This window comes from Klebsiella sp. JB_Kp031 (assembly GCF_040064295.1).
Taxonomy (GTDB): domain Bacteria; phylum Pseudomonadota; class Gammaproteobacteria; order Enterobacterales; family Enterobacteriaceae; genus Klebsiella; species Klebsiella quasipneumoniae.
The window spans coordinates 37,923-54,809 of record NZ_JBEAJW010000029.1; the positions used below are offsets into that span (position 1 = coordinate 37,923).

General features: G+C 58.5%; 14 protein-coding genes and 1 pseudogene. 8 read left to right on the forward strand and 7 right to left on the reverse strand.

What is annotated here, in order from left to right:
• Nucleotides 1-13 precede the first annotated feature (13 nt).
• The 3 genes and pseudogenes from ABLV64_RS13455 to ABLV64_RS13465 all read left to right on the forward strand — a co-directional run.
• Nucleotides 14-1,219, forward strand: coding sequence for a multidrug effflux MFS transporter (locus ABLV64_RS13455; RefSeq protein WP_004205773.1), 1,206 nt, complete (start codon nucleotides 14-16; stop codon nucleotides 1,217-1,219).
• Nucleotides 1,220-1,231: 12 nt separating this feature from the next.
• Nucleotides 1,232-2,020, forward strand: a complete 789-nt coding sequence (locus ABLV64_RS13460; RefSeq protein ID WP_348843346.1) for an SDR family oxidoreductase — start codon at nucleotides 1,232-1,234, stop codon at nucleotides 2,018-2,020.
• A gap of 136 nt (nucleotides 2,021-2,156) precedes the next feature.
• Nucleotides 2,157-2,635, forward strand: a pseudogene (locus tag ABLV64_RS13465) (MFS transporter); the annotation flags it as partial.
• 186 nt (nucleotides 2,636-2,821) lie between these two features.
• On the opposite strand, the gene ABLV64_RS13470 reads toward ABLV64_RS13465, so the two are convergent.
• Nucleotides 2,822-3,622, reverse strand: coding sequence for a hypothetical protein (locus tag ABLV64_RS13470; RefSeq protein WP_004205770.1), 801 nt, complete (start codon nucleotides 3,620-3,622; stop codon nucleotides 2,822-2,824).
• A gap of 120 nt (nucleotides 3,623-3,742) precedes the next feature.
• The gene (locus ABLV64_RS13475; RefSeq protein ID WP_004205768.1) at nucleotides 3,743-4,627 is read right to left on the reverse strand and encodes a LysR family transcriptional regulator; all 885 of its coding nucleotides are present in this window, start codon (nucleotides 4,625-4,627) and stop codon (nucleotides 3,743-3,745) included.
• A 211-nt stretch (nucleotides 4,628-4,838) separates the two neighbouring features.
• On the opposite strand from ABLV64_RS13475, the gene ABLV64_RS13480 reads away from it, so the two are divergent.
• Nucleotides 4,839-5,411: a flavin reductase family protein gene (locus ABLV64_RS13480; RefSeq protein WP_004205767.1), complete on the forward strand. Its 573-nt coding sequence runs from the start codon at nucleotides 4,839-4,841 to the stop codon at nucleotides 5,409-5,411.
• Between the two features lie 19 nt (nucleotides 5,412-5,430).
• Here the strand turns inward: ABLV64_RS13480 and ABLV64_RS13485 are convergent, their stop codons facing one another.
• A complete protein-coding gene (locus tag ABLV64_RS13485) occupies nucleotides 5,431-5,784 on the reverse strand; it encodes a helix-turn-helix domain-containing protein (RefSeq protein ID WP_004205765.1) in 354 nt (117 codons plus the stop codon).
• A 333-nt stretch (nucleotides 5,785-6,117) separates the two neighbouring features.
• Between ABLV64_RS13485 and oqxA the strand changes: the two genes are divergently transcribed.
• Together oqxA and oqxB are read left to right on the forward strand one after the other, a co-directional pair.
• The gene (gene oqxA, locus ABLV64_RS13490; protein ID WP_004205764.1) at nucleotides 6,118-7,293 is read left to right on the forward strand and encodes a multidrug efflux RND transporter periplasmic adaptor subunit OqxA; all 1,176 of its coding nucleotides are present in this window, start codon (nucleotides 6,118-6,120) and stop codon (nucleotides 7,291-7,293) included.
• A gap of 23 nt (nucleotides 7,294-7,316) precedes the next feature.
• A complete protein-coding gene (oqxB, locus tag ABLV64_RS13495; RefSeq protein WP_004205762.1) occupies nucleotides 7,317-10,469 on the forward strand; it encodes a multidrug efflux RND transporter permease subunit OqxB in 3,153 nt (1,050 codons plus the stop codon).
• A 68-nt stretch (nucleotides 10,470-10,537) separates the two neighbouring features.
• Here the strand turns inward: oqxB and ABLV64_RS13500 are convergent, their stop codons facing one another.
• The 4 genes from ABLV64_RS13500 to ABLV64_RS13515 all read right to left on the reverse strand — a co-directional run bounded on the left by ABLV64_RS13500 (nucleotide 10,538) and on the right by ABLV64_RS13515 (nucleotide 13,501).
• Nucleotides 10,538-11,017 (reverse strand): Rrf2 family transcriptional regulator, encoded by a 480-nt coding sequence (locus ABLV64_RS13500; protein ID WP_004205761.1) that lies wholly within the window; start codon nucleotides 11,015-11,017, stop codon nucleotides 10,538-10,540.
• 272 nt (nucleotides 11,018-11,289) lie between these two features.
• Nucleotides 11,290-11,682, reverse strand: coding sequence for a DUF6379 domain-containing protein (locus tag ABLV64_RS13505; RefSeq protein ID WP_048325404.1), 393 nt, complete (start codon nucleotides 11,680-11,682; stop codon nucleotides 11,290-11,292).
• Between the two features lie 11 nt (nucleotides 11,683-11,693).
• Nucleotides 11,694-12,707 carry a TIM barrel protein gene (locus ABLV64_RS13510; protein WP_023290705.1) on the reverse strand — a complete coding sequence of 338 codons (1,014 nt, stop codon included), beginning with the start codon at nucleotides 12,705-12,707 and terminating at the stop codon, nucleotides 11,694-11,696.
• 20 nt (nucleotides 12,708-12,727) lie between these two features.
• Nucleotides 12,728-13,501 (reverse strand): TIM barrel protein, encoded by a 774-nt coding sequence (locus ABLV64_RS13515; protein WP_043521383.1) that lies wholly within the window; start codon nucleotides 13,499-13,501, stop codon nucleotides 12,728-12,730.
• A 220-nt stretch (nucleotides 13,502-13,721) separates the two neighbouring features.
• Between ABLV64_RS13515 and ABLV64_RS13520 the strand changes: the two genes are divergently transcribed.
• On the forward strand, nucleotides 13,722-15,179 hold the full coding sequence (locus tag ABLV64_RS13520; RefSeq protein ID WP_217324737.1) for an MFS transporter: 1,458 nt from the start codon (nucleotides 13,722-13,724) through the stop codon (nucleotides 15,177-15,179).
• Nucleotides 15,180-15,306: 127 nt separating this feature from the next.
• Nucleotides 15,307-16,806 (forward strand): GMC oxidoreductase, encoded by a 1,500-nt coding sequence (locus ABLV64_RS13525; RefSeq protein ID WP_217324736.1) that lies wholly within the window; start codon nucleotides 15,307-15,309, stop codon nucleotides 16,804-16,806.
• Nucleotides 16,807-16,887 lie beyond the last annotated feature (81 nt).

Below are 16,887 nucleotides of genomic sequence, written 5' to 3' on the forward strand. Positions count from 1 at the left end.
AAGGTATGAGGAAATGGCTTCTCGATTAATTATAACCAACTCCTGTATTATACTTATTCTGGGTTTATTCTCTATTGACCTGTATAACCCAGCATTGCCTACGATTAAGGCGGCTCTCAATATCAGTAACGCACAGGCCCAGAGTCTGGTCGTCTGGTATCTGGGCGGTTTTGCAGTATCACAACTGGTTTATGGCCCTCTTTCCGATAAATACGGCCGGGTCCCGGTAATATTATTATCACTGCTCTTTTCTGCCGTAGGTAACTATTTGACCTCAACGGCTGATAGCTACCAGATGTTATCTCTCTTCCGGTTATTTACCGGGATTGGTGCCGGAGGCTGCCCGGTAATCAGTCGGGCCATTCTCAGTGATACATTTCGGGATAAATCAGAGCTGTCAAAATCCCTGGCTGTTTTCTCTATGGCCTCACAAGTCTCTCCCGCTTTTGCTCCAGTGATTGGCGGATACATTACGGAATATTTTCCATGGAAATATAACTTCATTGCCTTAGCGTTGATGATGCTTGCCGGGTTTATATTCGTCAAAATAACACTGCCTGAAACCTCCCCCAGAAAAGCATTACCTGGCGGGCGTATTGCTGGATTTAGGATCTTATTCAGTGATTTAAACTTCATGATATATAGCGTGGTTTCAGCCGTATTATTCTCCATTACGATTGGGTATTTTACTGCTAGTCCCTTTGTTTTTCAGACACAATTTCACCTCACTTCTTCACAAAATGGCTATTTATTCATGATTTATTCTGCCGGAATTGTTATTGGCTCCTGGCTGACTAAGCGATGTTTGTCACGAGCAACGCCGGAGAAAATTTTGATGGTCTCGCTGCCCTTGTTAGTAGCTTTCACGCTGTTGGCTTCTTTATCTGTTCACTTTACCAACGTGCTATCCATCGGATTCATTGTGATTTACAGCTTTGCGGTAGGTCTGGGATGTGGTCTCTCCTCACCTTTACTGCTGGGTATCAGTTTACACGGCCATGCCGAATTGGCCGGTACAGGAAGCGCGTTGCAAGGGGCTCTCAAAATGGCTGGCGCCGCATTGGTGCTGTGGTTTTTTGCTAGCGGGCGGACGGGCACAGCCTCAGGTCTCTTATCGGGCTTATTCTTACTCTCTCTGATTTGCCTTGTTCTGATCGCATTCGCACAATTCTGGACTGCACAGTCAGTCCATCAGCAATCATCCCCCGACAGAGATTAGCAGGAGCAAAACATGGACCTTGGCATTACAGGACGACAAGCGGTGGTGTGTGCCGCAAGCAGCGGGTTAGGCTTTGCCTGTGCCGCTGCGTTGGTGTCAGAAGGCGTCAATGTAACGATTAACGCAAGGCAAAGCGATAGACTTAATGAAGCCGTGCACTTGCTGAGGACCATCAACTCAGCAGTACGAATACAAGGCATTGCAGGCGATATCACGTGTCCCGAGGTACAAAATGCCGTACTGACAGCGACACCCACCGTGGATATTTTAGTAACCAATGCGGGGGGGCCGCCAGTCGGTGGCAGTCACGACTGGCCCCGTGAAATATGGTTGCAGGCGATTGAAACGAATATGCTCACCCCCATTGCATTAATTCAGGCTGTACTCGGCGAAATGAGAAACCGTCGCTTTGGACGTATTGTTAATATTACGTCCGGGAGTGTTAAAGCACCGCGGGGTACATTAAGTTTATCGAATGGGTCACGTGGGGGTTTAACGACTTATATTGCCGGTCTTGCCAGAAGTAGTGAGCTTGCCAGTCAAAATGTGACTATCAATAATCTCCTCCCTGGCGCATTTTCCACACCGCGATTAATGCAAACCCTGGCAACTGATGCACAACGCTGGGGAAAATCATCAGAGAGCATTGAGATTGAGCGCAAAAAACTTATTCCTGCCGGACGTTTTGGTATACCAGATGAATTTGGAGCCTGCTGTGCTTTTCTTTGTAGCATGAATGCTGGCTATATAACCGGGCAAAATATTTTGATTGATGGCGGGGCATATCCAGGGGTGTTTTGAATATGAAGTCGTTCTGGTAAATCGCCGTGGGCTTAGAGACAGTCAGGCCCTGGTTGGTAATGGCTGCTTAGCCGGTATCCGGCAACCAGGTACCAGTCATAGCGTTTTTTCCAGACAGAGTGTGGGAAAGACACCAGGGTCAGTGATTGCTGATAGCTTTTTGGACTAACTCATTGGGGGATTATCGTTGCCACGTTAAGTGCTGGCCTGATTGCAGAACGCTCCTTGCCCTGCGATGGCGTCACGGCGAGATCGCTTTATAGGCGTCATGCTGATATCACTTTGCGCAATGCCGATTTTTCTGTTCAGCCAGCTTGCATCGGCATTGACGCTTACAGCCGCTTTTTTATTGCCGATGTCGCTTTTGGCCTGTTTGGCGTGTCCTGGGCTCATTCGCTAGATACGCATATTCCATAGAAGAAATTGGCTCGCGTATATGCCTGTGATGCAGTGGGTTCGTTTGTGGCTATTTCTGTCGGTGAACCGGTCGCCGGACCGCTAGCAATAAATTTTGGTGGCAGGAATGTACTCTTAGTTTCAGCGATGGCGGTAGTCATCGCCACTATAGCTGCCAGTATGATTCCCGCAATTAGGCTTCTGGATAACTCTTCATAGATTAAGTCCCAAAAGGTACGGTGCATGAACTGGATAAACTCTGATCGTCTGGCTGTGCGGAACAAACCGGGCCAGGGGCCGTTTTAGCGTTACCAATTACCCACCCCCCCTCTCAGAACTAGACCTCCCACGACACTCGCACAACCCTTTCACCCTCCGGTCGCGTTAGCGGCCGGAGTGATAGGTTTACCCCTTGTCAGAATACGCGTCCAGCATGGCAAGGACCGCCCGACGCGCCGCATCGTCTGCGATATTGTCAGGCAGCGCATCAGCCCGCAGAGTGACATAAGCATCAGCAGCCCTTCGAATGGCAATCCCGACGGAGTGACGATCGTGCGTTGCCAGGGTGGAAGTCAGCAGGCCATCGGGATCAATGCCGAGGGCTTCTATTCGGCGAACGCCGCGTTGCGGTAGATTGGCGCGACGGAACAGCATCGGCCCCAGCACTTGTTCCCGGAAGAAGGACAGCATCCCCAGCGCTTCGAAGAGTTCGCCCCTGCCCAGTTTAACCACGGCATAATGCAGCCAGATCCAGGCTCGGGACTCAAACCACTCCGGCGTCATGTTCGGCCAGTGCGCGCTAAATTTTGCCAGCTGTCGCTCGAGAGCATCGTGATCTCGGGTAAATAGCACGGCAGGCTCTTCAACGCGCTGAGTGAGCATGTCCAGGGTGATAAATTTCAGATCGACATGCAGAAGTTGCGGGCCAAACAGGCAGATCAGCAGGCGAGGCTCACCGACGTGTTCCCCGGTGAAAGCATGTAGCAGATGGCCGAGGGTTCCGGCGAACGCCATACGCTGAGCCATGATTTCGTCATAATAGAGAGGGTCGACCACCACCACGAAATCGAGATCGGAGTATTGATCAAACCCGCCATGGATAAACGAGCCGCCGGCGAGAAGGGCGTGGATCCGCGAATCAGACTGTAATTTAAGCTTCAGTTGCTCTGCAAAACTTCTGTGTAAATCGGGGAGCGTATTAAACATACTTTTTCCTGTTCACAAAAAAGACAAAGCATTACAGAATATCGAGTGATTGATCGGCAGACCAGATATTTCTGCAGGAGCCCTGCGCTCCCATGAGGGGCTCCCGAAACGATAATCCCCTCAAACCACCTCGCTCATCCACTCAGCAAACGCCCGCACGGCGGGAGAGAGAAAGCGCTGGTGCGGATAGAGCAAAGTGACGGGTACCGGGGGCGGCTGCCAGTCCGCCAGCACTTCCACCAGCCTCCCCTCCCGCAGGTGGTCAGCAACGATATTCTCCGCCAGCTGCGCCAGCCCAAATCCTGCCAGGCACATTTTTATATAAAGCCCCGTTTCATTCACCGCGGCGGTGCCGCTGACGGGTACAGAAAAAGTCTCGCCGTGGCGAAGGAAGCGGAACTCATCGGCCCGCCTCGCCTGGCCGGAGAAATAATGCACGGCCCGGTGCTGAGAGAGCGCCTCCGGTGATGGCGGCACGCCATATTCCCTGAGATAGTCCGGTGACCCGCAGGTGACCCAGCGAAAGCGGCCCAGAGGCCGGGCCACCAGGCTGGAGTTGTTCAGCTCTCCCGTGCGTATCACGCAGTCGACGCCTTCCTGAATAAGATCGACCTGCCGATCGCTGACCCCGATCATCAGGTAGATATCAGGGTAACGTCGGTAAAAGTCTTGCAGATGGGGCATGACGATGAAATGCGCGATGCCCGCGGGCATATCAACCCGCAGGCGCCCCTGAGGCCGCGCCACAGACTCGCTCAGGCTGGATTCGCTATGTTCGATGAGGGCGAGAATTTCCCGGCACTGCGCCAGATACTGCATCCCTTCCGGAGTCAGGCTCACCCGCCTTGTGGTCCGGTTCAGCAGCCGCACCTTCAGGTATTTCTCAAGGTTTTTAATGGTACTGGTGACAGTGGAGGCTGGCAGGGAAAGGGTTTCCGCGGCACGCACGAAGCTCCCTGCCTCCGCGACGCGCACAAACATCTGCATAGCCTGGATACGATCCACCTTCTTTCTCTCCTGTAGCGAGCAGCTTACCGACAGATGGCATGATTATTCGTTAATTATGAATAATGAAAACAATTTACGCACCTTTTTGCGCTTAATCGCCTGGCGTATCGTTGCACGGTGGATGACGAATGAAGGGTTGAAAATGACCATGACCTCAACAAATATCCATACAATCAACAAATTAAATAACACGTATAAAGGAAAAATCATGTCCGTTCAGGCTGTCGAATTACGTAAGGCCTATCGTTTATTGCAGGTCGGGTCCACCACCATGATTTCCGCAAAATATGATGGCGTCGAAAATGTCATGTCAGCCGCCTGGGTTGGGTTGGCAGGCGAGCGAAAAGTGGTGGCCTATATCGGCACCCAGGCCTTCACTCGTCAGCTGGTGGAAAAGAGCGGCTATTTCGTCGTGCAGATCCCCGTAGTCAGCCAGATGGCAACCGTCCTCTACGCTGGCGGGCGCAGCTATGCCGATGCGCCGGATAAAAACGACACCATCCCCTTCTTTTATCAGCCAGGGTTCGATCTCCCCCTTGTCGCAGGCTGCGCGGGCTGGCTGGTGTGCAAAGTGATGCCTTACCCGGACATCCAGCAACAGCACAATCTGTTTATGGGCGACATCGTCGCCGCCTGGAGCGATGACCGGGTATTCCGCAACGGACACTGGATCTTTGATGATGCACCGGACGAACTACGGACCGTTCACTATGTCGCAGGCGGGCAGTTCTATGCCATCGGCAAAGGCAGCAAATTCGATCATGGACCGGGTAAGGACTGACCCTCCCCGGTCATGAAGATCACTGACGAGATGTCTGCGCGGCAGAGCGGCTGATACTCCGGCGCCAGACGCCGGGCGCCTGGCCATACTGGCGCTTGAAGCTGCGGTTGAAGGACTGCTGGGAGTCAAAGCCGAGGGCGATCGCCACGTTGAGGATCGGCTCGTTGCTGTGGGCTAAGCGTTCAACCGATTTTTGCAGCTTTTGCGCCCGGATATACTCCCCGAGGGGGTGCCCGGTATGTTCTTTGAAGATCCGCTGCAGGTGCCACTTCGAATAGCCGGCTCGCCGGGCAACGGTATCAATATCCAGACGGCTATCAAGATGGTTGTCGATCCAGTCGATCAGATCCTGAATGATGGCGCCAGTGTTCATCATATTTCCCCCTCGCGGCCGGTTAAAAGCATCTTTAGCAGTTGCATTAAAAGGTGGCCTGGTTTTACACAAAATGCAAGTTTTATTGTTGCATTTAAAACCCTGCCAGGATCGCGCCTTTTTTCTCCGGTGAGGATCGCACATAAAGTGCAACAATTATTCTTGCACTTAGTTAAGCGCCTTCCTACAATCGCCGCGATAGTGTATTCGAAATTGTTACAATTTTGTGGCGATGATCGACACAAATGGCCTTAAGCCAGCCCGGACAAAGGAAGTGGCGCAGCCTCTCAGGCTGCGTCTTGCCCGGCGGCTACAATGACTGGAATAAAAATAATGAGCCTGCAAAAAACCTGGGGAAACATTCACCTGACCGCGCTCGGCGCGATGATGCTCTCCTTTCTGCTCGTCGGCTGCGACGACAGCGTCGCACAAAACGCCGCGCCGCCCGCGCCGGCCGTCAGCGCCGCTAAGGTGTTGGTGAAGTCGATCAGTCAGTGGGATAGTTTTAACGGTCGCATTGAAGCGGTGGAGAGCGTTCAGCTCCGCCCCCGCGTCTCGGGATATATTGATAAAGTGAATTATACCGACGGCCAGGAGGTGAAAAAGGGCCAAGTGCTGTTCACGATAGACGACAGAACCTATCGCGCCGCGCTGGAGCAGGCGCAGGCGACGCTGGCGAGAGCCAAAACGCAGGCCAGCCTGGCGCAAAGCGAGGCGAACCGCACCGATAAATTAGTGCATACCAACCTCGTCTCCCGTGAAGAGTGGGAGCAGCGTCGGTCAGCCGCGGTTCAGGCGCAGGCCGATATTCGCGCCGCGCAGGCGGCGGTGGATGCCGCGCAGCTTAACCTCGACTTCACCAAAGTGACTGCCCCTATCGACGGCCGCGCCAGCCGCGCGCTGATCACCAGCGGCAATCTTGTCACGGCGGGCGACACCGCCAGCGTGCTCACCACCCTGGTCTCGCAGAAGACGGTGTATGTCTACTTTGACGTCGACGAGTCAACCTACCTCCACTATCAGAATCTCGCCCGCCGCGGGCAAAGCGCCTCCAGCAATAATCAGGCGCTTCCGGTGGAGATTGGCCTGGTTGGCGAGGAGGGCTACCCCCATCAGGGCAAAGTGGATTTTCTCGATAATCAGTTAACGCCGAGCACCGGCACCATCCGCATGCGCGCCCTGCTGGATAACTCGCAGCGGCTGTTCACGCCGGGGCTGTTTGCCCGCGTGCGTCTTCCGGGCAGCGCGGCGTTCCAGGCTACGCTTATCGACGACAAAGCGGTGCTCACCGATCAGGACCGCAAATATGTCTATATCGTTGATAAAGATGGCAAAGCGCAGCGACGTGATATCACGCCGGGGCGGCTGGTCGACGGTTTACGCATCGTGAAGCAGGGTCTGAAGCCTGGGGATAGCGTCATCGTTGACGGCTTACAAAAAGTGTTTATGCCGGGTATGCCGGTTAACGCCAAAACCGTTGCCATGACCCCCAGCGCCGCCCTCAACTGATCCCTTATCAGAGAATCCAAGACATGGACTTTTCCCGCTTTTTTATCGACAGGCCCATTTTCGCCGCAGTGCTGTCGATTTTAATTTTTATCACCGGGTTAATCGCCATCCCGCTGCTGCCGGTGAGCGAATATCCTGACGTCGTGCCGCCCAGCGTGCAGGTGCGCGCGGAGTATCCCGGCGCCAACCCGAAAGTGATCGCCGAGACCGTGGCGACGCCGCTGGAGGAAGCGATCAACGGCGTTGAAAACATGATGTACATGAAATCGGTCGCCGGCTCCGACGGCGTGCTGGTGACCACCGTGACCTTCCGCCCGGGTACCGACCCGGATCAGGCGCAGGTTCAGGTGCAGAACCGGGTCGCGCAGGCCGAGGCGCGTCTGCCGGAGGATGTGCGCCGTCTGGGGATCACCACCCAGAAACAGTCCCCGACGCTGACCCTGGTGGTACATCTGTTTTCGCCTAACGGTAAGTACGACTCGCTGTATATGCGCAACTACGCCACGCTGAAGGTGAAGGATGAGCTGGCGCGCCTGCCCGGCGTCGGCCAGATCCAGATATTTGGCTCCGGCGAATACGCGATGCGCGTCTGGCTGGATCCCAACAAGGTGGCCGCCCGCGGTCTGACGGCCTCGGATGTGGTGACGGCGATGCAGGAGCAGAACGTCCAGGTCTCCGCCGGTCAGCTTGGCGCCGAGCCGCTGCCGCAGGAGAGCGACTTCCTGATCTCGATTAACGCCCAGGGCCGTCTGCATACCGAAGAAGAGTTTGGCAATATCATTCTGAAAACGGCGCAGGACGGCTCGCTGGTCCGCCTGCGCGACGTGGCGCGCATCGAGATGGGTTCCGGTAGCTATGCGCTGCGCTCCCAGCTCAACAATAAGGATGCGGTCGGGATCGGTATCTTCCAGTCCCCGGGGGCTAACGCCATCGATTTGTCGAACGCCGTGCGTGCCAAAATGGCCGAGCTGGCCACCCGCTTCCCGGAAGATATGAAGTGGGCGGCGCCGTACGACCCGACGGTTTTCGTCCGCGACTCCATCCGCGCGGTGGTGCAGACGCTGCTGGAGGCGGTAGTGCTGGTGGTACTGGTGGTGATCCTGTTCCTGCAGACCTGGCGCGCATCGATTATCCCGCTGATCGCGGTGCCGGTATCGGTGGTCGGTACCTTCAGCATTCTCTATCTGCTGGGCTTCTCGCTGAATACCCTGAGTCTGTTCGGGCTGGTACTGGCGATTGGTATCGTGGTGGATGATGCCATCGTGGTGGTGGAAAACGTCGAGCGCAATATCGAAGAGGGGCTTGCGCCGCTTGCCGCGGCGCATCAGGCGATGCGAGAGGTCTCCGGGCCGATTATCGCTATTGCGCTGGTGCTGTGCGCGGTGTTCGTGCCAATGGCGTTTCTCTCAGGCGTTACCGGTCAGTTCTACAAGCAGTTTGCGGTGACCATCGCCATCTCCACGGTGATCTCGGCCATCAACTCGCTGACGCTCTCCCCGGCGCTGGCGGCCCTGCTGTTAAAGCCGCACGGCGCGAAGAAAGACCTCCCTACCCGGCTGATCGATCGTCTGTTTGGCTGGATTTTCCGTCCGTTTAACCGCTTTTTCCTGCGCAGCTCGAACGGCTATCAGGGGCTGGTGAGTAAAACCCTCGGTCGCCGTGGCGCAGTGTTTGTGGTGTACCTGCTGCTGCTCTGCGCCGCAGGGGTGATGTTTAAAGTCGTTCCCGGCGGATTTATTCCCACCCAGGACAAACTGTACCTGATTGGCGGCGTGAAGATGCCGGAAGGTTCGTCGCTGGCGCGCACCGATGCGGTGATCCGCAAAATGAGCGAGATTGGGATGAATACCGAAGGGGTCGATTATGCGGTCGCCTTCCCCGGTCTTAATGCGCTGCAGTTCACCAACACGCCGAATACCGGGACGGTCTTTTTTGGCCTGAAACCGTTCGACCAGCGCAAACACTCGGCGGCGGAAATCAATGCGGAAATCAACGCTAAAATCGCGCAAATCCAGCAGGGCTTTGGCTTCTCCATCCTGCCGCCGCCGATTTTAGGACTGGGTCAGGGCTCCGGCTACTCCCTTTACATCCAGGATCGCGGTGGGCTGGGCTATGGCGCGCTGCAAAGCGCGGTGAATGCGATGTCCGGGACGATTATGCAGACGCCGGGGATGCACTTCCCGATCTCGACCTACCAGGCTAACGTGCCGCAGCTGGACGTGCAGGTCGATCGCGATAAGGCGAAAGCGCAGGGGGTATCGCTGACCGATCTGTTCGGCACGCTGCAGACCTATCTCGGCTCGTCTTATGTCAATGACTTTAACCAGTTCGGGCGTACCTGGCGCGTGATGGCCCAGGCTGACGGACCATACCGCGAGAGCGTGGAAGATATCGCCAATCTGCGCACCCGCAATAATCAGGGCGAAATGGTGCCGATCGGCAGTATGGTGAATATCAGTACCACCTACGGGCCGGATCCGGTGATCCGCTACAACGGTTATCCGGCGGCGGACCTGATTGGCGATGCCGATCCGCGCGTTCTCTCCTCCTCGCAGGCGATGACGCTGCTGGACGCCATGTCTAAACAGGTGCTGCCGAATGGGATGAATATTGAATGGACGGATCTCAGCTTCCAGCAGGCCACTCAGGGCAACACGGCGCTGATCGTCTTCCCGGTGGCGGTGCTGCTGGCGTTCCTCGTGCTGGCAGCGCTGTATGAAAGCTGGACCCTGCCGCTGGCGGTGATCCTTATCGTGCCGATGACGATGCTCTCCGCGCTATTTGGCGTCTGGCTGACCGGGGGCGATAACAACGTCTTCGTGCAGGTGGGGCTGGTGGTCCTGATGGGCCTGGCCTGTAAAAACGCCATTCTGATCGTCGAGTTTGCCCGCGAGCTGGAGATTCAGGGCAAAGGCATCATGGAGGCCGCGCTGGAGGCGTGCCGCCTGCGTCTGCGCCCGATTGTGATGACCTCCATCGCCTTTATCGCCGGGACCATTCCGCTGATCCTCGGCCACGGCGCAGGAGCGGAAGTTCGCGGCGTCACCGGGATCACGGTGTTCTCCGGGATGCTGGGGGTGACGCTGTTCGGTCTGTTCCTGACACCGGTGTTTTACGTGACGCTACGGAAACTGGTGACCCGCAGTAAGCCGGTCCAGGAGGATCTGCCCGCCTAGCCTGCAGCAGATAACAAAAAACCGCCTTCACAATTTGAAGGCGGTTTTTTTTCGTCACCAGAAAATGATTAATGCGCTTTTTTAAAGCGGGCGATCATTTCCGGTACCGGGTCGCAGCCGCTGGTATCGGCGTTTTTGAGCGCCTCCAGCGCGCTGGCCACGGTATGGCGAGCGAGGACGTTGAGCGAAGCCTGCTCCGCTTCGTCAGCGACCGATTTGAAGTACCAGCAGGCGTTGGCGCTGACCACGCAGCGGGCCGGGACCTCAGGACGCGACGCCCACAGTTTTTTATCTTCGATAACGGAAAGGTAGATATCACGCAGAGTGATTTTGTCCGCCGGGCGGCCAAGATGAATAGAGCCGTTGCGGCCAAGCGTGGAGACAATGATGCCGTCACGGGTGAGCGGAACCATTAATTTGCGGATAAAGCTCGGGTTGGCTTCCAGGCCGTAGGCCAGAATCGCACTCGTTGAACGTTCACCCATCTGCTCCGCCATTGCTACGCTGAGAACCATCTGCAAAGCTGTCGGGAAGCGGTAATCTAACATGGTTTTGTCCTGGGTTGCGGTGAATCTTGTTCTTTTTGGCACCGCAGAGGTGAGTAATCAATGAACAACAATATAACAAATACGGGAATTTTTTTGAAGCAATCTGCGGTTAGCCTGCGAAGTAAATTTTCCTATTTCGTCTGCACAGGCGGGCTGAGAAACCGCGCTCTTCCGAAGCGGTTTGACTGGACGGCAATCTCCTCAGCGCTCCCCGGTGGCTGCCCCGTGGTATAGAAATCCGCTGCCATAACGGCAGCGGATCCTGCAGGGTGTTATGCCGTTAATTCCAGCTCGGTTTCAAAGGTGGTCACCGGCACAAACGGCAGATAGGAGATCCGCAGCCTCTCGGCCACCTTCAGGCGATGCCAGCCGGCCGGCAGGCCACCGGGTTTGAGCACCGTGATGGTCGCCTTTTCACCGAAGTTCCACCGGTCGTCGTAGACGCTCTCCAGCTCGTCGAGCGTCCACTCCCGGCCGCGCAGCGCCAGGCGGATCGCCTGCCGCGGGATGGCTTCGCCGTTGAGGGTCACGGCGATATCTTCCACCATCGACAGACCCAGACCGCGGTAGTAAGGCAGACGGGCCAAAAAGCGCACGCCGATAACTTCTCCGTCGCGGGTGACGTTACTGAAACCTTCGCGGCAGATAATATGCTGATCAAACATGATAATGCTCCTTACTGGCCCAGCAGCGCCGGGGGTGGGGTTTCATCTAACAGGCGACAGAACATCAGCTGCTGGCGGCGGACCTGCTCCAGGCTGTCCACCTCCTGCGCGTCTTCCACCCAGCGGTTGCCTTCATACTCGGAGCACACATACCCCTCATAGCCGCCCTTCTGCAGCACGCGGAAGATCTCATCGTAGGGAATCGACCACTCGCTTATCTCATCGGTCATCTCATAGAATTTGGCATGAATGTTGTGGATCCGCGGCATAAAATCGAGCATCCGCTTCGGCTCGAACGCCGCGTTGTGGCGCAGCGTTTCCGCCATCGCCAGCTGCGGGCCTGGTCCCCATTTTTGCATCACATCCAGGATCACGTATTCGCTGAGCGTCCGCTCCTCATAGGCTTTCTCGATAAAATCCGCTGCCGCCTGTGGGCAACCGTTACGAATAAAGCGCTCTTTCCACACCCGCGGGAAGCGGGCTAAAAACATTCCCATATCCGGCAGGAAGCCCAGCGCCCGGGTATTGGCTTTTTCATAGGCTTCGGCATGACGAATAATCCACGGATGATCGAAATGCAGCGGGGCGTGCACTTCCAGCAGAATGGTGATCCCTTTGTCTTCCGCATACGGCGCCGCCGCCACCAGCACCTCCGGCGCCACGGAAACCAGAGAGCGGATAAAGCGCATGCCCAGCCGGGCGGCAAAATCGATGTCGTTTTGCACGCTGCGCACCTGCTCGTCAAACGGCATCGGCCGGTCTTTATAACGCTTATAGTCGAGCATAAAGTCATGGCACACCGGCACCGTGTCATGGCGCTGCATCAGACGGTGCCAGTCGGCGATCGCCGCCTCCGGCATGCCGCACTCCGGCCAGCCGGCGAAGGTCTGTTCGCCGACGACTTCAATGCCGCGGGCGCCGAACGCCGCGCAGTGACCGATCGCCTGATCGAGGGACATCTTGCCGAGATAGGTCTCATTCTGAAAACTGTACAGACTGACGCCGCGTTTTATTTTCTGAGTCATAAAAGTACCAGGTAAGTTGGTTAACAGGATAAGCCGGTCGCTTCGCGGGCGCGGGCCACCGAGGCCGCTGCGGGCAGCGACGGTTTATACTCCAGGCCAATGGCCCCGTTGTAGCCCAGGCGTTGCAGCCGGGCGATCACATTGGGCCACTCGCCGCTGCGCGGATCCGGTTCGTTACGATCCGGCGCCTGCGCTATCTGCACGTGCCCCACCCGATGCATTCTGCCGCCGAGCACCTCCTCCATCTCCTCTTCCATCACCATCGAGTGATAGACGTCAAACAGTAGCTGCAGCCGCGGGCTGTCGACCGCCTCGATAATGTCCAGCGCCAGCCGGGTGTCGTTTAAGAACATCCCCGGATGATCGATGCGGGTGTTGAGCGGCTCCAGCAGCAGAGTGACCCCGGCGGCTTCCGCCAGCGTCGCCGCCTGGCGCAGGATGTGGATCGCCTGCGCCTGCTGTTCGGCGATCGCCACCCCTTCGCGGCTGAAGCCGGAGGCCACCACCAGCGGCGGCGACCCCAGCTGGCGCGAGGCCGCCAGGCTGTCGCTCACTGCCGCCAGAAACTGCTCATGCTCCGCCGGATCCACCAGGCTGCGCCGGGGCTCCACCACGAAGCTCGACAGCCTCACGCCGGTCTCCTCCAGCGCCTGCGCCAGCGCCGCCAGCGGTTTATCACGCCAGAGATGAAACTCAACGTGGCTGAATCCCTGCGCTTTCGCCGCCCGGACCCGATCGCTGAAATCGGGATACTCTTCACGAAACAGCCATTCAATACATGCGGACAAATACATCCGACCCCCTTCTCTACTTGCCAGATCAAAACAAACAAAATTAGAATAAGAATTCTTATTCTGTTTCGGAGCGGCAGTGTGACGCCTTCCCTTCTGGCTTCGCGGTCAACAGCAGGATCTGACGCGGCACAACCAGAATGAGTGCTCTAATTCTAATCTCTGGTTGCTATAAATTGTCAACATTATTTAACAAGTTTTTAACCAAACCTGAAGGTACATCATGCTCAATAACGCTTCGGCGGCCGCGGTTCAGGCGCCTCCCTATACCAGCGAGCGGCAGCGCACGCTGGCCACGCTGGTGGTTTCGATAGCGCTGGTGCTGGAGATCATCGACGTCTCGATCATTAATGTCGCCATCCCGGTGGTACAGCGGGATCTGCTCGCCAGCCCGCGGCAAATTGAATGGGTGGTCACCGGCTACCTGTTCTTTTTCTCCATTCTGCTGCTCACCGGCGGTCGGCTCGGCGATCTGTATGGCTACCGGCGGCTGTTTATCAGCGGCCTGCTGGCGTTTGGCGCTGCGTCGGCCGGCTGCGGACTGGCCGCCAGCCCGGAGATGCTGGTGGCGATGCGTATTGCGCAGGGGGCCAGCGGGGCGATGATGGGCCCGCAAATTCTCTCCCTGATGCAGGTGCTGTATCGCCCGCACGAGCGTTTCCGGGTGATGAGTATTTTCGGCCTGCTCGGCGGCGCCGCCGGGATCCTCGGCCCGGTGCTCGGCGGGATCATCATCGAAAGCAATCTGTTCGGCCTCAGCTGGCGGCCGATCTTTTTGATCAACGTGCCGGTGATCGTCGTCGCCGTGATACTGGCCTGGCGGGCGCTGCCGGCGGTGCGCAGCCCGGCGGCCAAAGGTATCGATCCGCTGGGTACCCTGCTGGCGGTGGTGGGCGGCGGCGCGCTGCTGCTCACCCTGATCGAAGGCCCCGCCCTGCGCTGGCCGCTATGGATGGCGCTGCCGCCGCTGCTGTCGCTCATCACGGTGGCCCTCCTCTGGCGACATCTGCTGGGCCGTGAACGCCGGGGCGGCACGCTGTTGTTACCCCCCGCGGTGCTGCGCGACCGCTTCTTTCGCGCCGGGATCGTCATCACCCTGCTCTATCAACTGACCACCGCCTCGCTGCTGCTGGCCACCGCGCTGGTGCTGCAGAACGGGCTGGGCTTCAGCCCGTTCCATACCGCCCTGCTGCACATCCCCTTCGCCCTCGGGGCGATGTTTTCCATCGCCGTCGCCGGCCGCCGGCTATCGCCTCGTCTTGGGCGTAACGTGACGCTGGTCGGGGTGGCCGTGCAGATGAGCGGCCTGCTGCTGATGGGCTACGGGATCGCCGCGGCGCCGGGGACGCTGGCGCTGACCGCGCTGGGTCTCGGGTTCGGCCTGTGCGGCTGTGGGATGGGGCTTATCTCCGCCCCGCTGCCGGCCTTTGCCATGGCGGCGATCCCGGTGGCCCACGCCGGCGCGGCGTCGGGATTATTTCGCACCGGCCAGCAGTTTGGCGCCGCCCTCGGCATGGCGACCCTTGGCGGTTTCTATCTGGCGCAAAGCGCCTCCGCGCCGGACGCCTGGCGCGGGGCATTTATCACCCTGCTGACCCTTGGCGCCCTGATCCTGCTGGCGATTGCCGCCCTCAGCCGCCTGCTGCCCGTCTCGGTGCTTCCCCCGCCAGGGAAGCCATGACCTATCGCGTCCGGCAATGGCTGCTATCATGAGGAACCATTTATCAGGACGCACAAAGCTGTAGTACCTATTTTCTGTACACCTGCAACGGGCATGCGCCCGGAGAACAACAAAGGCAAGGACTGATATGGATGAGAACATCGATGTACTGATTATTGGCAGCGGCCCGGTAGGCGCCGCTTTCGCGCGGCGGATTGCCGACCGCCGCGCCGCGCGGATCCTGGTGGTGGAAGCCGGCGAAGCGCTGACGCCCGCCACCGGGGTTAATATCCGCAACCTGGCGCCAGCGCAGCGGGAAACGGCCTACGACCGCGCCCGGGCGTTTCCGCTGGCCGCCCTGCCGGAAAACCTGCCGGCAGACGCCCTGCAGGCGCGGCCCGGCACCCATCTTCTCGACCCGACGGCGCCCCACAGCGGCATGCCGGCCGCCGCGCTCTCCACTAACCTCGGCGGCATGGGCGTCCACTGGACCTGCGCCTGTCCGCGACCGGGCGGCAGCGAAGTCATTCCCTTTCTCGATCCCCGCGAGATGGCCGACGCCTGGGAGTCGGCTGAGCATTATCTGCAGGTGACCCGCGAAGGATTTCCGGCCACCGCCATCGGCCGGCAAATCGTCGATGCCCTTAATCAGCACTTCGCCAGCGACCGTCCGCCGGCGCGGCTGGCGCAGCCTATGCCGCTGGCCTGCGCCGCGACGCCGGATGGCAAGCCGCGCTGGTCCGGCGTCGACGTGGTGCTTGGCGAGCTGGCGGAGGAAGAGACTCGCCGCCACCGCGGGGTGGAGATCCGTACCGCCACCCTGTGCACCCGGATCCTCAGTGAAGACGGCGTCGCCTGCGGGGCGGAGCTGCGCGATCTGCGTACCGGCGAGCAGTACGTGGTGACGGCCAAAGCGGTAGTGGTCGCCGCCGATGCGCTGCGTACCCCGCAGCTGCTGTACGCCTCGGGCATCCGTCCGCGGGCGCTGGGGCGCTGGCTCAACGACCAGCCGCAGGTGATTGCCCTGATTGAAGTGGACGCCCCGCCGGCCGCCGCCGCGCCGACCTCCCCGCTGCGCGACGGACGGGACAATGTCTCCGGCGTCACCTGGCTGCCGTTCCATGAGCCTGATTTCCCGTTCCACGGTCAGCTGATGCAGATGGATACTTCGCCGATCGCCTTTACCCAGCCGCCGGGGACTCCGACGAAGCCGGTGGTGGGCCTGGGGCTGTTTCTCGCCAAGGAGCTGCGCGAGGAGGCTCGAATCGTCTTCAGTGATGACACCGACGCCGTAGGGCTGCCGAAAATGCAGCTGAACTACCAGTTAACCGACGGCGATCGCCGCCGTTTACAGCAGGCGGTGGCGGTGACCGAACGCGTCGGCGCCGTGCTGGGCCGCGTCGCGCCCGGCGGTGAGGCCATTATCCTGCCGGCGGGCACCTCGCTGCATTACCAGGGAACTTGTCGCCTGGGAGAAGCGAACGACGGCACCAGCGTGGCCGACCGCCGCTCGCGGGTGTGGGGTTTTCACAATCTGTACGTCGGCGGCAACGGCGTGATCCCCACCTCAACCGCCTGCAACCCGACGCTGACCAGCGTCGCGCTGGCGATCCTCGCCGCTGACGATATCGTGGCGCGCCTGCTGTAGCGCCTCTGGCTTACCGGGGCAAAAGCGGCCCCGGCTTCTCGCGAAAGGCGACATCGGTCGCCTTTTTATTGCCGCAAAATC

What these genes read in the sequence shown, in the direction of transcription:
- ABLV64_RS13455 (WP_004205773.1), top strand. Translation starts at nt 14, where the DNA reads ATGGCTTCTCGATTAATTATAACCAACTCCTGTATTATACTTATTCTG.
- ABLV64_RS13460 (WP_348843346.1), top strand. Translation starts at nt 1,232, where the DNA reads ATGGACCTTGGCATTACAGGACGACAAGCGGTGGTGTGTGCCGCAAGC.
- ABLV64_RS13470 (WP_004205770.1), bottom strand. Translation starts at nt 3,622, where the DNA reads ATGTTTAATACGCTCCCCGATTTACACAGAAGTTTTGCAGAGCAACTG.
- ABLV64_RS13480 (WP_004205767.1), top strand. Translation starts at nt 4,839, where the DNA reads ATGTCCGTTCAGGCTGTCGAATTACGTAAGGCCTATCGTTTATTGCAG.
- ABLV64_RS13485 (WP_004205765.1), bottom strand. Translation starts at nt 5,784, where the DNA reads ATGAACACTGGCGCCATCATTCAGGATCTGATCGACTGGATCGACAAC.
- oqxA (WP_004205764.1), top strand. Translation starts at nt 6,118, where the DNA reads ATGAGCCTGCAAAAAACCTGGGGAAACATTCACCTGACCGCGCTCGGC.
- oqxB (WP_004205762.1), top strand. Translation starts at nt 7,317, where the DNA reads ATGGACTTTTCCCGCTTTTTTATCGACAGGCCCATTTTCGCCGCAGTG.
- ABLV64_RS13500 (WP_004205761.1), bottom strand. Translation starts at nt 11,017, where the DNA reads ATGTTAGATTACCGCTTCCCGACAGCTTTGCAGATGGTTCTCAGCGTA.
- ABLV64_RS13505 (WP_048325404.1), bottom strand. Translation starts at nt 11,682, where the DNA reads ATGTTTGATCAGCATATTATCTGCCGCGAAGGTTTCAGTAACGTCACC.
- ABLV64_RS13510 (WP_023290705.1), bottom strand. Translation starts at nt 12,707, where the DNA reads ATGACTCAGAAAATAAAACGCGGCGTCAGTCTGTACAGTTTTCAGAAT.
- ABLV64_RS13515 (WP_043521383.1), bottom strand. Translation starts at nt 13,501, where the DNA reads ATGTATTTGTCCGCATGTATTGAATGGCTGTTTCGTGAAGAGTATCCC.
- ABLV64_RS13520 (WP_217324737.1), top strand. Translation starts at nt 13,722, where the DNA reads ATGCTCAATAACGCTTCGGCGGCCGCGGTTCAGGCGCCTCCCTATACC.
- ABLV64_RS13525 (WP_217324736.1), top strand. Translation starts at nt 15,307, where the DNA reads ATGGATGAGAACATCGATGTACTGATTATTGGCAGCGGCCCGGTAGGC.